17 protein-coding genes are annotated in these 14,858 nt (G+C 44.4%); 12 read left to right on the top strand and 5 right to left on the bottom strand.

All coding sequences use genetic code 11. From position 1 onward, the window contains the following. Positions 1 to 48 precede the first annotated feature (48 nt). Positions 49 to 900 (bottom strand): hypothetical protein, encoded by an 852-nt coding sequence (locus MHH48_RS05825; RefSeq protein ID WP_076326500.1) that lies wholly within the window; start codon positions 898 to 900, stop codon positions 49 to 51. Positions 901 to 1,203: 303 nt separating this feature from the next. Between MHH48_RS05825 and guaD the strand changes: the two genes are divergently transcribed. From guaD to MHH48_RS05795, 6 genes are all read left to right on the top strand, one after another. Next, the gene (guaD, locus tag MHH48_RS05820) at positions 1,204 to 2,568 is read left to right on the top strand and encodes a guanine deaminase (protein WP_076326501.1); all 1,365 of its coding nucleotides are present in this window, start codon (positions 1,204 to 1,206) and stop codon (positions 2,566 to 2,568) included. A gap of 57 nt (positions 2,569 to 2,625) precedes the next feature. Beyond that, on the top strand, positions 2,626 to 3,978 hold the full coding sequence (locus MHH48_RS05815) for a solute carrier family 23 protein (RefSeq protein WP_076326526.1): 1,353 nt from the start codon (positions 2,626 to 2,628) through the stop codon (positions 3,976 to 3,978). 549 nt (positions 3,979 to 4,527) lie between these two features. Next, positions 4,528 to 4,920, top strand: coding sequence for a sigma-70 family RNA polymerase sigma factor (locus tag MHH48_RS05810; RefSeq protein ID WP_076326502.1), 393 nt, complete (start codon positions 4,528 to 4,530; stop codon positions 4,918 to 4,920). Between the two features lie 33 nt (positions 4,921 to 4,953). Beyond that, entirely contained in the window at positions 4,954 to 5,079 is a 126-nt protein-coding gene (locus MHH48_RS05805) for a YvrJ family protein (protein WP_076326527.1), read from the top strand. A gap of 4 nt (positions 5,080 to 5,083) precedes the next feature. Next, on the top strand, positions 5,084 to 5,281 hold the full coding sequence (locus tag MHH48_RS05800) for a helix-turn-helix domain-containing protein (RefSeq protein ID WP_076326503.1): 198 nt from the start codon (positions 5,084 to 5,086) through the stop codon (positions 5,279 to 5,281). A gap of 90 nt (positions 5,282 to 5,371) precedes the next feature. Then, a complete protein-coding gene (locus tag MHH48_RS05795; protein WP_076326504.1) occupies positions 5,372 to 5,863 on the top strand; it encodes a cell wall hydrolase in 492 nt (163 codons plus the stop codon). A 43-nt stretch (positions 5,864 to 5,906) separates the two neighbouring features. Here MHH48_RS05795 and MHH48_RS05790 read toward each other — a convergent pair whose 3' ends face one another. Next, a complete protein-coding gene (locus tag MHH48_RS05790; protein ID WP_076326505.1) occupies positions 5,907 to 6,677 on the bottom strand; it encodes a hypothetical protein in 771 nt (256 codons plus the stop codon). Between the two features lie 613 nt (positions 6,678 to 7,290). On the opposite strand from MHH48_RS05790, the gene MHH48_RS05785 reads away from it, so the two are divergent. Together MHH48_RS05785 and MHH48_RS05780 are read left to right on the top strand one after the other, a co-directional pair. Then, positions 7,291 to 7,449: a YvrJ family protein gene (locus MHH48_RS05785; protein ID WP_306024482.1), complete on the top strand. Its 159-nt coding sequence runs from the start codon at positions 7,291 to 7,293 to the stop codon at positions 7,447 to 7,449. A gap of 265 nt (positions 7,450 to 7,714) precedes the next feature. Continuing rightward, positions 7,715 to 8,206, top strand: coding sequence for a cell wall hydrolase (locus MHH48_RS05780; RefSeq protein WP_076326507.1), 492 nt, complete (start codon positions 7,715 to 7,717; stop codon positions 8,204 to 8,206). Positions 8,207 to 8,244: 38 nt separating this feature from the next. On the opposite strand, the gene MHH48_RS05775 is transcribed toward MHH48_RS05780, so the two are convergent. The 3 genes from MHH48_RS05775 to MHH48_RS05765 form a co-directional block, all read right to left on the bottom strand. After that, complete coding sequence (locus tag MHH48_RS05775) at positions 8,245 to 8,997, bottom strand: hypothetical protein (protein WP_076326508.1); 753 nt, start codon at positions 8,995 to 8,997, stop codon at positions 8,245 to 8,247. Between the two features lie 203 nt (positions 8,998 to 9,200). Beyond that, positions 9,201 to 9,740 (bottom strand): hypothetical protein, encoded by a 540-nt coding sequence (locus MHH48_RS05770; RefSeq protein ID WP_144023534.1) that lies wholly within the window; start codon positions 9,738 to 9,740, stop codon positions 9,201 to 9,203. Between the two features lie 401 nt (positions 9,741 to 10,141). Then, on the bottom strand, positions 10,142 to 10,879 hold the full coding sequence (locus tag MHH48_RS05765; protein ID WP_076326510.1) for an SMI1/KNR4 family protein: 738 nt from the start codon (positions 10,877 to 10,879) through the stop codon (positions 10,142 to 10,144). Positions 10,880 to 11,264: 385 nt separating this feature from the next. On the opposite strand from MHH48_RS05765, the gene ssuC reads away from it, so the two are divergent. The 4 genes from ssuC to MHH48_RS05745 all read left to right on the top strand — a co-directional run bounded on the left by ssuC (position 11,265) and on the right by MHH48_RS05745 (position 14,857). After that, a complete protein-coding gene (ssuC, locus tag MHH48_RS05760) occupies positions 11,265 to 12,020 on the top strand; it encodes an aliphatic sulfonate ABC transporter permease SsuC (RefSeq protein WP_076326528.1) in 756 nt (251 codons plus the stop codon). Between the two features lie 12 nt (positions 12,021 to 12,032). Further along, the gene (locus MHH48_RS05755; RefSeq protein ID WP_076326511.1) at positions 12,033 to 12,830 is read left to right on the top strand and encodes an ATP-binding cassette domain-containing protein; all 798 of its coding nucleotides are present in this window, start codon (positions 12,033 to 12,035) and stop codon (positions 12,828 to 12,830) included. Between the two features lie 114 nt (positions 12,831 to 12,944). Then, positions 12,945 to 13,961, top strand: coding sequence for an ABC transporter substrate-binding protein (locus MHH48_RS05750; protein ID WP_076326512.1), 1,017 nt, complete (start codon positions 12,945 to 12,947; stop codon positions 13,959 to 13,961). Further along, positions 13,958 to 14,857 (top strand): aliphatic sulfonate ABC transporter substrate-binding protein, encoded by a 900-nt coding sequence (locus MHH48_RS05745; RefSeq protein WP_076326513.1) that lies wholly within the window; start codon positions 13,958 to 13,960, stop codon positions 14,855 to 14,857. Before MHH48_RS05750 ends, MHH48_RS05745 begins: the two co-directional genes overlap by 4 nt. Position 14,858: the final 1 nt, after the last annotated feature.

Here is a 14,858-nt window from a genome sequence, read left to right as displayed (position 1 = left end):
ATACGTCTAAGCCGTTATTTTATGGGATATGAGGCGTTCGAAAAAATACTATTGGATAACCCCATGCAGCTTCAGCTTGCCTATCAGCATGGTTCTGTACGTCTCTTGATCATAATGGGAGTTATTGATTCGCTCCTTGTTCAGTCCGAGACTGTCCAAGATCCTGTACTCCAGCTCCCGCCGGGCTTCCAATACTTGCAGAGTCCCTTCAACGCCCTCTAGACCGTGATGTTTGCCGTATCCCTGCTGAGTGTAATAATGGACGAACCCTGTAGACCAAGCCTCCGGTCGTTCCCGGACGGCCTTGCGGAATGCGTATTCCAGACTGTCCTGTTCAATGTAGAACAATACGGGATTCAGGCCAAGGATCGCCTTTTCCAGCCCCAGCACGTAGTCCATCACTTGGCCTTCCGGCGCATCATATTTCACCATGCCAACGGTCACCGGATTCTGGATGAAGCAGCACTCAAAAATCATAACGGCGGGCTCATCTAGCGCCTGCTCCGCAAATGCCTCCCACCGCTCAGTAATGAGTCTCCTGTTGAGGTCCAGCGGGAGCTCGTAAATATCCTGCTTGGACAAGGAATGATAAAGGTCATCTGGAAAAGAGGTACCGTATTCGTTCTTCAGCTTCTGGTAGGGCAAGAGCTTCCAGCTGCCTTTTTGGGCGGCTCGTTCGATCAATATTTCTTTAAAGGAGCCTGCGGCCTGCAGCAACTGCTCGAATTCTTCTTCAGTCAAACACGCCGTTCCCTCATAATCCGCCGGATGGTCAACATCCCCTTCCATCACAAGCCGGGCCTCGATGTCTCTTTCGGTTAAAATATCATAAATCATACGGGACGTCGTCGATTTGCCGAATCCCGGCAGACCTTCGACCATGATCAACTTTGTCTTCATTTCAATTCCCCTTCAAATCACAAAAATGATTGCAGCTTCAAGTTATTCTGTGGGAACCACCTCATATCCTTTTCTCTCTCTATATATAAAAGTCTGCGGGCGTTATCTTTCATGAAGAACGCCGACCCTATATCCCCCGGATAATTTCGAATATCCGCAATCGAGTTCCTGACCTGTCATCATGATGAATTTTTCAATAGTGACTCAAGCTCATATCTATTCGCCTTTAAACTATGGACATCTCTTTTTTAACGGACTATAATGACAAAAGCGCTCTAAAAAACGAACATTAAGGCGGTAAATATGAGTAAATATATGTTATTATTTCAAGGGACTTCTTTTTCAAGCAAATCTCCCAAAGAAATTCAAGTATTAAGAGACTATCTTTACTGTATCAATGCGGACGGCATAATTGAACGAATCGTGGCACCGGAAGATGCCGACTATCAATCCTTGCTGGATACGTATCAAGGGAGCGACAGCTTTCACCGACTAGAGGAAGGACAGTATTTCCTGCCTGGCTTTGTCGACTTGCACGTTCATGCGCCGCAATGGGCTCAATCCGGAACCGCTTTGGACATTCCGCTCTATGATTGGCTGAACACCTATACCTTCCCGCTGGAATCGAAATTCTCCGATCTGGAGTTTGCGCAAAAGGTTTACGACGATGTGGTAAGCACCCTGCTGGCCAACGGAACAACGACAGCCCTTTATTTTGCCACGGTGCATAAAGAAGCCAGCTTGTTGTTAGCCCAAATCTGTGCGAGCAAAGGCCAGCGCGGACTTGTCGGAAAGGTCGTCATGGATGATCCCGAGCAGAATCCGGATTACTACCGCGATGTAGACACATCCACGGCACTGGCGGATACGGAGGAATTTATTATTGCTGTACAGGAACTCGCCAAGACCACAAAACAAGGCGTGTATCCCGTCGTCACTCCACGCTTCATTCCAAGCTGTACCGATGAGGGGCTGAAGGGGCTAGGCGAGCTGGCAGCTAAATACGATACGTATGTGCAGTCCCACTGCAGCGAAAGCGACTGGGCGCATGGTTATGTGAAAGATCGATTCCAGAAAAACGATGCGTTTGCCTTGCATGATTTTGGCCTGCTGCGCGATAAATCGGTCATGGCTCATTGCAATTTTCTCGATGATCAGGATGCCGAATTATTCGCTGACACTGGCACCGCGATCGCGCATTGCCCGATATCCAACGCGTATTTCGCCAATAGCGTCATCCCGGTCGCCCGCCTCCACGCCAAAAATGTCGAGATCGGTTTAGGCTCTGATCTATCCGGAGGCTTCTCACCCAGTCTCTTCGATAATATAAGACAAGCCGTGATGTCCTCGAGGATGCTGGAAGATGGCGTGAACACCTCCCTTCCTGCGGAAGCTCGTGGCGTACCCGAGTCGCGGATTACGGTCCACGAGGCATTCTATCTGGCTACGGCCGGGGGCGGTGAAAGTCTGAGCCTGCCGATCGGCCGCATTCAAGAAAACTACGCATGGGATGTGCAGGTGATCGATACGAGACTTCCTTCCGCGAAGCTACCGATTTTTGATGAGTTTGAAGACATACAAGATATTTTTCAGAAAATCATGTATCTGGCACGGCCTGAGCATATCCGCGAGGTGTGGGTGCAAGGGGAAAAGGTTCATACGCGTTAAGAAAAATAGAGGTTGTTCAAAAAGCAATTCATCCTAACATTCGAGGTGTCCAGCGGAGTGAAAACACAAGCAGAAGAGCAACATGACACGCAAACAAAATCACAACATTTAACGGTTCCGCCCGACGGCAAAATTTCATTCGGGAAATCCGCCATTCTCGGTTTACAGCATGTCGTCGCGATGGACGTCTATGTCGTCCCTTTCCTGATTGCCATGTTAATCGGCTTGGCGCCTAATCAGTCCAGCGCATTAATTCAATCAACGTTTATAGCCGCCGGACTTGCCACGATCGTGCAAACGTATTTCTGTATGAAGCTGCCGATGGCGCAAGGTCCTTCCTATGTTCCACTCGGTGCGATTGTCGCCATTTATGCCGCCAGCGGCGGCGGGGAGATGGGTTGGAGTTCCGTGCTGGGTGCGAGCTTAATTGGCGCGATCCTCGTGATTATTTTGGGGTATACGGGAATTTTTAATAAAATCGTTACATCCTTCATTCCGCCTATTGTCGGGGGCACGATCATCTTCATCGTCGGTCTGTCGTTATTGCCTGTTGCCATCCGAGACAATATTTACGGCGCTACAGACGCTACCATCAATCAGAACGTGCTGCTGGCCCTGATCTCAGCTGGTGCACTCATCCTGTTCGTGATCCTGGGTTCTTTGTTCCGCACAAGAGGCGCGATATTCCGAGTTACGTCCGTGATGATCGCATTAATTATCGGGTGTATCTCGGCCAACTTTATGGGTGTGCTGGATTTCAGTGCTGTCGCAAACGCCAAGTGGTTCAGCATGCCGCAGATTCCGTTTAAGGATTTTGGCTTTTCGTTCGACTTCTCAGCGATCATCACCATGGTCATCATTTATCTCGTACTGCTGGCTGAAACGACGGGTACATGGTTTGCCATCAGCAACGTCATCGATAAACCGTTAACGGATAAGAACATTAACCGTGGGGTGATTGGTGAAGGGATTAGCTGCCTGATTGCTTCAGGACTCGGCTCTACGCCGGTTACCGGCTATTCCACGAATGCAGGGATTATCTCCATCACGGGTGTGGCCAGTCGTCGAGTCTTTCTGGCGGTAGGCGGATGGTTTGTCCTCTTCGGCTGCTCCGGCAAATTGGCCGCGCTGATCTCCTCGATCCCAACCGCGGTCATCGGCGGCGTATTCGCCATCGTCTGCGGCATCATCTCGATTAACGGGATCCAGGTCATGAAGAACGAAAAAATCGGGGAAAAAGAAATGTACATCATCGCCATCCCGATGATTTTGACGTTGGCGTTAGTGCTCATCCCTAAAGATTTCTTGTACACGTTGCCTACGTTCGTGCAATATTTGCTGGGCTCACCAATTCTAGCTGCTTCGCTTGCAGCGATCTTGTTGAATAAATTGCTGCCTAGTGCGAAGTAGGTTGTAGAGCGAGGCAATTGGAGTTGTATGTAAGGTTTACGGAGCTGCCCCTAAAGAGACTACGTTTGTCGTAGACTTTGGGGGTGGTTTTTTTGTATGGGATTAACGATTAGCGATATTTGGGCGATTAGAATTCTTTAGCATCAGAGACTGAGTCCAGCCCGTAGTTAACGCCATCTCCCCTGAACCTTGCCTGAAATTTGGCGTCATCTTCACCCCAACCCGATTAAAGTAATCTTACCCCCCTTATAAGAATGAACCTTGGCCGGCACAGCTACATCCCATTCCATCCCCCTGCATAATCTCAGTCAACTACCCAATTAGAGAGACGTTCATTAATACCGATCAAAAAGAGGAATATATTGTAATTTGATAGGAGTCTTTTGTATTTATAAGTAAAATATGTGTTTTATTTCATTGATCAAAATGTTCTTAATGATAAAATATAGCAACTTTTGTTCTTGTTTTGGGAAATGGTTGTAAAAATGGGATTTCATCTCTCTTTATTAGGTAGGAGTGTTCTCTTCAAAAAAGGAAGGGGGTCTTATTTTGAAAAAGAAAGAGGATATAAATCGTCGTTTTATCACGTATATGGCCAATCTTATTTACTACAACTCTATTAATTACGACAAAAAGAGACGAATGAAGGACAACCGATTTCCTCTGATGCTAGACAACAATGAAAATCAAGAGTCAGCATTATTTACAGTTTACGATTCAGAATCTGTACCACCAAATTTAAAAGATCACATTACAGATCATCTACTTCATCAAGCTTATGAATCCCTCCCAGCACAACAACAAATGATTCTATCTTACGCTTACGTACAAAAACTAACTGACAAGGAAATAGCCCGGATATTGGGAGTATCCCAACAAAATATCTCGAAACACCGATTAAAAGCGCTAGCTAAATTGCGCCGGTTAATTACGCAAGGGTGAGGAACGAAGCCGGAGGTTGATTTCGCTACTTTTATAGCTAATTTAGGCATTCCTATTGTAATTACTTCGTATCTACTTATTCGTTTTGAAAATACATCTGATTTGATCGAGGCTATTAGTGAATTGAAGAATGAAATACAAAAAAACGTAAAGAAGTGATTTTATGATGGCCGAATTGTTAGTACAAGCTCAGGAACACCATGATCAGGATGCAACTTTACAAATTCTAGAATCTTTCACACCAAAGATAAAAACCTCCTTGTTACAGGTCCCAGCCAATCATCGAGAAGATTTAAAACAAGAACTCTACGTAAAAATGATCGAGGTTATACAAACTTTTGATATTAGTGAATTGAAATAAAATACGAGTGCGGTTGTGAAATCAGATGCTCATTTCTCTTTATATAGTGAGACGCCGGTGATCTACAAAAACTTTATGGAGGTAATACTTATGGCGATTGGTGATCCACTAACTTCAAAATCCCAGCTCTACGGACGTGACAGCGTCGATCTGTTGGCCAGAACTCTTTACGGTGAAACCCGTGGCGATTCCACATCACGTGTTGCTGTTGCTTATGTCATAATGAACCGTAAAAACAATTCCACATACTATGAGTTTAAAAATACCAACACGGTTGAAGCAGTAGTGCTTGATCCTGGTAAATTCAGTTGCTTTAACGATGGTGATCCTAACTTGGATGATGTACTTAGACCTGATACAAGTGGTCCCCAATGGAAAAACTGTGTAAACGTAGCTGCAAACTTAAGCAGCTTTTCAAATCCAATAGCCGATAAGTGTTTCTACAATACTAACACTAGATTTGCACAACGCAGTTATACTCAAAACGGCAAACTGTATTATAATTTCCCAGGCGGAAACACGGTTGTAGTCAGCTCTAAAATCTCGATTGGTGAGCATATGTTTTTTAACTATGTCATGTAATCGCCAACAAAAAAAGGCTGCCAAATTGGCTAGCCTTTTTTTGTTATTTTCCAAAAGATTCAGCTTTAATTTGATCCACAATAAATTCATTCTTCAAACTATCGAATTTATACGTGACATGAAAGCGACATACATAAATTGGAGACGTTCCAATACTTCCACCGATATACGAAAATATTTTTTGATTATCTAACACATAAGTAACTGTACCACCGAAATTTAGTTTATTTTGTACTTTCACACCTGGATCTACATCGTAACTGAATTCATAATCTTCACCTTGCGCTTTAACTTTAATCGCTAAATTGCCGTCATCATTTTTAGTAACCTGCGTTTCAATATGTTCCGCAACAACTTCTTCATAATTCGGAACTTTTATTTCTGATAGATCCTCACTGTTCAGCACATGTAGTTCATCAACACTTGTGTCACTGCCTCTACCAATATTGCTGAGTATAACTGCTTCAGGTTTATTGTCACCGGTTACATCGGTATAAAAAACCCTCGGTTCTTCTGCGACTTGCCAATTAAATTCTTTATTCACTCCATTGACTTCCACAGAAACAACCTCTGGCGTACCATACTTATTTACCTTAACGGGCGAAACTTTCACCTCATTATTTTCGGATGACCAAATTTTATTTTCCTGCCCTGACTCCGTAGTTCCTTGCTTAGTCTCTTGTTGGGGCTGCGTTGCTACCTGATTACTTGGAGACTCCCCCGCCCCTTGCTTAGCACTTCCGCTATCATCTGAACCACATCCCGAAAGCAAAACGGCACTCACCACCATAAATACACCAATTTCTTTTTTCAATTTCCTTGTGCCCCTTTCATCTACCTAGCAGAAATTATATCAAAGCAAATAAGAAGTTGAATTACATAATAATAACAATATTTAATAATAAAGTTAAATTTATGTTAACAAACCTCAAGCATCACTTCAAGTAATACGCCAAGCCCAAGTTATAACCATGACGCGAAAAAATGACGTTCCCAGGATGAGACCTCTCCTATAACCTCCTAATACGCATTTTCACTGCTCCCGCTAACAACTGCAATTGTCTGAGAAGATGCCCACCATGTTTTTCTCTTGAATACCGTTTCAATCACATATCTTACGGCCATTTGACAGAGCATTCCAAGGCAAGGGCGAATTTGTATTCTATTTTGGGAAATGGTTGTAAAAATGGGGCTTCATCTCTCTTTATTAGGCAGGCGTGATCTCTTCAGATCACATTACCGATCATTTACTTCATTAAGCTTATGAATCCCTCCCAGCCAACAACAAATGATTCTATCTTACGCTTAAATGCAAAAAATAAATACAAAGGAAATAGCCCGGATTTCGGAGTATCCCAACAGAATCTCTTGAATTCCACTTAAAAGTACTAGCTAATTTACGTCGGTTAATAACGAAAGGGGGAGGAATGATGTCGGAAGTTGATTTTGCTACTTTTATAGCTAATTTAGGATTTCCCATTGCAATTACTTCGTATCTACTTATTCGTTTTGAAAAAAAAATATCTGATTTAAGTGAGGCTATTAATGGATTGAAGAATGAATTACAAAAAAACGTAAAGAAGTGATTTTAGTACAAGCTCAGCAACATGACGATCAGGAGATGAAACACTACAAATTGTGGAAGCTTTCACACCAAAGATAGCCCTCTTTGTTACAAGTACCTGCCGATCATCGAGAAGAGAACTCTATGTAAAAATGATTGAGGTTATACAAAGTTTGGATATTAGTGAATTGAAATAAAATTCGAGAGCGGTTGTAAAATCAGATGTTCATTTCTCTTTATATAGTGAGACGCCGGTGATCTACAAAAACTTTATGGAGGTAACATTTATGGCGATTGGTGACAAACTAACTTCGAGAGACCAGCTTTACGGACGTGACAGTGTCGATTTGTTGGCAAGAACACTGTATGGTGAAACGGAAAATGACTCAGATTCACGTGTAGGTGTTGCTTACGTCATTATGAACCGTAAAAATTATACGGGCAAGCCTTTTGGAAACCTAAATACGATCGAAGCAGTTGTGCTCCAGCAAGGTGCTTTTAGTTGTTTTTGGGATCATAACTTAGCTAAATGTCTTGCGCCAAACACAAACAGTGCCATATGGAGTAACTGTGTTAACGTTGCTCAAAACCTAGGCAGCTTTAAGAACCCGATTAACGATAAACGTTATTACACAGTAGCCAAGCTCTTTAATTCACTCTCTTATACTTCTGGAGGGAAACTCTGGTATAAAATGCCTGGTGCCAGAGTAGACGTGGTAGAGGTTACTTCGAAAATACAAGTTGGTGACCACATGTTCTTCAACATCGTCGAGCCTTAAGTAAAAAAAAAAGAAGCTGGTGGTTGCCAGCTTCTTTTTTACTTTTCAGAATCAAATTCTATTTTCTCAGCTTTAAATTCGTTGCTTGCACTATCGTAGCTATAAGTGATTATAACGGAACCGACAAATTCTATTTGTTTAACATTCCCAGCAACAGTGGCAACAATTTTTTGATTCTCTATTGAATAAATATTTATAGCTCCAAAAATAAGCTTATCGGAATAGTTATCATCTTGTGTAGGATAAGTTGTTTTATACTCCTTACCTTGGATGTTTACTGTTATGTCCAGCGCATCAGCTTTTTGAATTACTTTAGAATCCACTTCTTCTTTAGCAACATCCAATGCATTAGGTACTTTAATTTCGGACAAATCCTCCGCATTAAGTACATGAATGTCATAAGTATTAAACTCTGTCCCTCGACCGGTCTGGATCAGGATTACAGCTTCTTCCTTACCGTCACCCGTAAGATCAGTATAGAATAGCTGTGGTTTAGTTCCTGTATCTACGATGTTCCAATCGAATTCTTTCTGTTTGCCGTTAACATCAACCCTAACTCCTTGAACTTGGCCGTCTGTTTCGTTGACAGCATAAAGTTTTACGTTCTCATTTTCTTCCGAAGCTATAATCAGTTTTTCTTTTGCATTAGTGTCTTGTATCGGTTGCGTTGTTACCTGTTTATTAGGAGACTCACCCGTCCCCCCTTGCTTATCACTACCGCTATTTTCTGAGCCACATCCCGAAAGCAAAACAGCACTCAACAACATTAATATACCAATTTCTTTTTTCAATTTCCTTGGGCCCCTTTCATCTACCTAGCAGAAATTATATCAAAGCAAATAAGAAGATGAATTACATAATAATAACAATATTTAATAATAAAGTTAAATTTATGTTAATAAACCTCGAATATTAGTTCAAGCAATACGCCAAGCCCATTATCTTAATAAAAAATGCACGATCAAGGTTGATAGTGCACTTTCTTCCAATTAACCTATTCTGATACGAACTGCTTCTTGGATATATCCAATGAGTAGACTATTTTTTTAATAGCTTGTTCATCGTTTTCTCCTTCCGTATTTCTAGTAGACACAACCAACTTGCCATCTTCATTCTGTGGGAAGGTATCAACTGCATAATTAACAGTTTCTCGGTCGTTATTCTTTGTTTTAAATGTTAATGGAAAAACTTCTCCATTTTCCTTATCTATAGCAAATGCATATGAGTTATATCCTCTGGAAGGGGTATATTCCGGGGTAAGAAGATAAATATCAACCTTATCAAAACTGATCTTCTCAAAAGGAACGGTTTTATCGGTTTTCTGTACAAATATGAAATCATTTAATTCCTTAATCACTTCTTCGGAACCATCATGTATAAATATTACATTATAGTTTCCTCTAAATGTGAAGTCGCCTTCTGCTCCAAAAACGCTTGGCACCTCAATGTGGCCCATTTCCTCTTTGCCATTGGATACAACCTGGAGTTCTCCATGCTCAGTACTCACTTGAGCTCGAACAGTTTGGTTCTCCACAATGGAATCCAGCTTAATACTGTATCCATTATCGGGAAATTGAGACGTTAATACTGTAGTCAAGTCGAATAGAATCTCAGAATTTTCGCTCTACTTATCGCTGCTTGTCACGCTGGTCGGGTTGGTCGTAACAATTGTCTTAGCAATGAACCAAAACAAAAAGAAATAGGCCGCCCGTAGATGGGATAACAACCTATTTCTAGTCCCTATAACTGCCTACCGCCCTTAAAAGCGGCTGTTGTTAGGAGTGAGGGTGTTAGCAGCATCCTCACTTCACTTTATTATATACATATTATACCATAATATTACCCAGTATTGTAAACACAGAAAAGTCCCAGTAATCCAAAAATATAAGAGAAAGCCCTTACGTACGTCCACTTCCTACTTGCTTCCTCAATCCATCACTGTTCTGACAGATTCGATCGAAATGCAGGCAGGTTGCTTGCCTTCCCCATCTCCCTCAGCAACTTCTCCAAACTAGTTCGCTCAAAGGACGCCAGGTATACAGCCAACAGTTCATCCGTCTCCTCTTCGGATACGTCGAGTTCAAACACGATCAGCACATCGTCCTTCACGTAGATTTTCCATGCATTCAGTTCTGACCCTTCCTCAATCTCATGCTCCGACTCCTTTAGATGCATACATCTGCGATAGTCGGACAAGCTCCACATGCTCTCATCGAAAATAGCCCAATACGGCAGCCGATCCTCGACGCCCAACTGAACAAGTGCCTTCCCAGCGAGAAAGCGTTGAAGCGACTGATTTTCCAGTTGCCAGTCGGGGTAATTCCATGCGCAAAGATAGACCGGTGGATCTTCCTGCTCCAAATCCTGAATTCGTATGCCGCAATATATTACGGATTCCTCCACTTGATAGAAAACCAGAAACGCTTTGTCTGTCGTAAAAAAAGTGTCATCGGGAATGAACACATCCTGCAGCGGCAGCGGTTCATATTGGTTATTGCACCCTTGGGTGATATATGGGGATCGTCCCAAAATCTTATAATATTCGCACAGCACCGTCGGCAACGGGAAACCCAAGCTCTGTTCCTTTGCTTGAATGTCCCCCTCAGAAATGCCGTGGGCCTCCTTGTGATGCTCTCCCAATATACGGAGAAGTCCTTCGATTGTCGCTTCCATTAATTTGAGTCGACCTCCTCGGATGCGCCTTGATATCATTTACTTCTCTAAATATACTGCAGATTCGAGGATGTGCCTAGGAATAGGACATCATTGCAGGCCCATTATAAATGGTACTGAGGCCGCTTTAGTTAGCTCAAGCTCTTTCCCGCTTTTATAGCGTGGAAGCATTTGAAATTCAGGTTGACGAAAATAAACTGGAGAAGTATAATCAAACCCATATTAAACTTATAGGAATTATTAAACATTAAAAGATACCGACCATTCAAATGGAGGTCACAGCCTCAGCAGGATATTCTGCTGGAGTTGTGGCCTTTTATTTTTACCATCCTATTATTGAAAGCTAGGTGAGTTGAAGGTGATTCGAAAGTTCATTTCCAATCCCATGATCGGAAAATGCATGCCTTGGGTTCTCCCCATCTTACTAATCGCTCTGTGGTCCATATTATCCAATCAAGATGTGATATCCAGGAAGATCCTCCCCCTGCCTCAGGACGTTTTATTTTCTTTCAGAGATTTGCTGTTATCAGGAGAATTAATCGAACATATTTCAATTAGTTTTCAAAGAGCGTTCATTGGTTTCTTAATCGGCGGGGGGATCGGTCTTGTGCTGGGTTTCATCAACGGCTTATCTTCCATCGCTGAAAAATTGTTAGATACGACGATTCAAATGGTACGCAATGTTCCTCATCTGGCGATGATTCCATTAGTCGTTCTATGGTTTGGCATTGGTGAGGAATCGAAAATATTTTTAGTCGCGATCGGCGTGTTATTCCCGGTCTACATCAATACCATGCACGGCATTCGCTCCGTAGACAACGGATTGATCGAAATGGGGAACGTATACGGGCTGCGCTCAGCTTCGCTCTTTTGGAAAGTCGTTCTGCCTGGCGCACTTCCTTCCATTTTAGTCGGACTACGCTACGCTTTAGGCATCATGTGGTTGACTTTAATCGTTTCCGAAACGATTGCTACGAATTCGGGAATCGGCTTTCTTGCCATGAACGCAAGAGAATACATGCAAACCGACATTATTCTTCTTACCATTTTGCTTTATGCCTTATTTGGAAAGTTGGCCGATTCCATAGCTAAGTTGTTAGAGAAGCGGTTTTTACAATGGAACCCGAATTATCAAAAGTAAGTTTGAAAGGATGTGTCGACCCTGAACTCCTGTACCCATGGTGTACAACTTCATATTGCAAGATTACAGAAAAGTTTTGGCGAACAACCTGTGCTTCGAAGCATTGAGCTAGAAGTGAAGCCAGGAGAGTTTATTGCCGTTATCGGGCGAAGCGGCTGCGGGAAAAGCACGTTATTACGCCTGATCGCCGGGTTGGAACCATCCACGTCGGGAGAAATATGGATCAATGACCAACCGGTTCAGCATGTACATCCCGAAACTCGGATGATGTTTCAAGATGCAAGGCTTTTGCCTTGGAATAAGGTCATCGATAATGTTGCGATCGGACTTCGAAAAGAAGACCGTCATAAAGCCGAAGCCGCTTTAGAGCAGGTTGGGCTGGGTGCGCGGGCCAATGAATGGCCATCCGTGCTGTCCGGCGGTCAGAAACAACGAGTCGCCTTAGCAAGAGCGTTAGCCAGCCATCCAAAATTATTGTTGCTCGATGAACCTTTAGGAGCGCTGGATGCATTGACCCGTATTGAAATGCAGCAATTAATCGAATCGCTGTGGCAGCAGCAGCAATTTACGACCGTCTTGATTACGCACGATGTCGAAGAGGCTGTCCTCTTGGCCGACCGCGTGGTGCTCATTGAAGAGGGCAGCATCGCTATGGATCGAATTGTCCCTTTCTCACGTCCGCGTCAACGGGGAAATGCCGAGGTGGCAGCATTCATCGATAAAATCCTTAAGCGGGTCATGGGCATAACCGAAGTGGAAAGCCGAAATGAAGCAGAAGACCTCCCCTATCCCTTAAAGAAAGGGTCATAGGTTGTAGCATAAGCCCGCTTGTAAGGGTTAATGGATAACCATTTCTTGAAGGAGGTGGATCAAAAGCGAGCGATGACCGGACGTGAAACCGAAAAAAGAAAGGAGCCCTGAAGCATGCCTAACATCGATAAACCACAAGAAATCGTGAAGGAAATTAGGATTACCCGCTGCCCGGTTCCGACAGCAGCCAGTTTGGCCCTTGACCTAGGGCTTCTTCATAAGGAGCTTGAAAAGTCCGGATGTACGGCGGCGGAACTGACAAGAGACGCCAATCACGCTTTGCCTCATGCGCATTTTAATCACACCTTGCCTTTCCTGGTGCGGGAAGGAGGAAATATTCCGGCTTTATGGGCGCGCTCTACCGGGAGTGATACACGGCTTATCGGACTTAGCTGGGTCGATGAATATCAAGCCATCCTTACCCTTCCTGACTCGGATATTCAGGAGCCTGGCAATTTGCGTGGAAAACGAATCGGGATTCCTCGTCATCGTTATTTAGAGATTGATTTTCGAGCTGCCCAAGCGCTTCGCGGTTTTCATAATGCGCTCTCGCTTGCGAATCTTACGCTGGATGACGTAAGCATCGTTCATCTTGAGGCGTTTCCTGAAGGAAGAAGGGATTCATGGAATACCGAAATCGAGGCGCTGCAGCGACGTGAGATCGATGCCGTTTTTGTCAAAGGAGCTACCGGGCTTGAGGCCGCCCGTACGGTCGCCGTGAAGGAAGTGATCGAGCTTGGGTTCCATCCGGATCCGCTGGTGCGAGTCAACAATGGCGTGCCCCGAACCGTGACCGTCGACACGGCATTGACGGAGCAGGAACATGTCGTTGAACAGATTCTCACTTCTCTGCTTCGCGCCGCGGATTGGTCCAAAGATCATCCCAATGATTTCATTCGGGTCGTTACAAAAGAAACCGGCGCTTCATCTGAATATGTAGCCTCCGCTTATCGTAATATTTCGCTTCGACCGGCACTACGCGAAGACTATTTAACGGCGCTTGATGCCCAGAGCAGGTTCCTGTTCGAACATGGTTTTCTCCCGAATCCCGTGAACGTATGGGACTGGAGCCTTCCAGAACCGTTAGCCGCGGCTGAACAAAACATTGCCAAAGGAGTGTCCCTCACATGACTCAAAGTAAAGCAGACGTAACCATCGGCGTTCATCCCAATAATCATTCGTTATTCGTATTGCGCCGCTTAGGCTTTTTAGAAGAGATTCTTAAAGAACATAATGCATCCGTTGCCTGGGTCGACTACAACGATGGAGCGAAGACGCCTCTGCGTATCGCCTCCGGAGAAATCGACTTTGGCGGTACAGGGTCTACGCCGCCGTTAACCGCGCAGGCTTCGGATATCGATATTGTGTACGTTGCGGTATCTAATCCTCGTACAGCCAGCGGAGCCTTAGTCGTTCGCAAGGAATCGTCAGTGCAATCCGTTGCGGATTTGAAGGGTTTGCGAATTGCGCTGTCCGAAGGGTCCTGGCATACGAGTTTTCTGGCAACCGCGCTCGATAAGGCAGGCCTTCTATATGATGATGTCGCTCGTGCGGATATAGGCAATGAGGGTGCGAAGGCATTACTGGCCGGCGAAGTGGAGGCTTGGGTCGGCAACGATCCGCAGCTGACGGAACTGCATAACAAAGGACTCATTCGTACGCTGGTGCCGCTTGAATCCCATATCTCTCACCGTTCCGTCTGGTTTGCCAGCCGAGATTTTGCAACGAATCGACCACAGCTGCTCAAGGCCGTCGTCGAAGCGTTGCAGCAGGCCGATACATGGATTCAAGAAAATACGCGCGAAGCGGCGGAGCTGTTTGCCCGGGACTTGCCCCATTGGCCTTCCATGGATTCATGGGAAGCCGCGCTGCGGCGCAGACCTTGGGGGCTGCAGCCGATCACCGAAGAATTCATCACTGAACAGCAGCGGGTTGCCGATCTGTTAGCACGCCAGCACATTTTGCCTAAGAACATTGTCGTTTCAGATGCCGTTTTGTCCGTACCCGTAGAAATTGGAGGAGAATAAA

Source organism: Paenibacillus sp. FSL F4-0100, from assembly GCF_037993005.1.
GTDB lineage: Bacteria > Bacillota > Bacilli > Paenibacillales > Paenibacillaceae > Paenibacillus_AQ.
The sequence above is the reverse complement of the archived record's forward strand: the minus strand, read 5'-3'. Positions and strand labels throughout refer to the sequence as shown.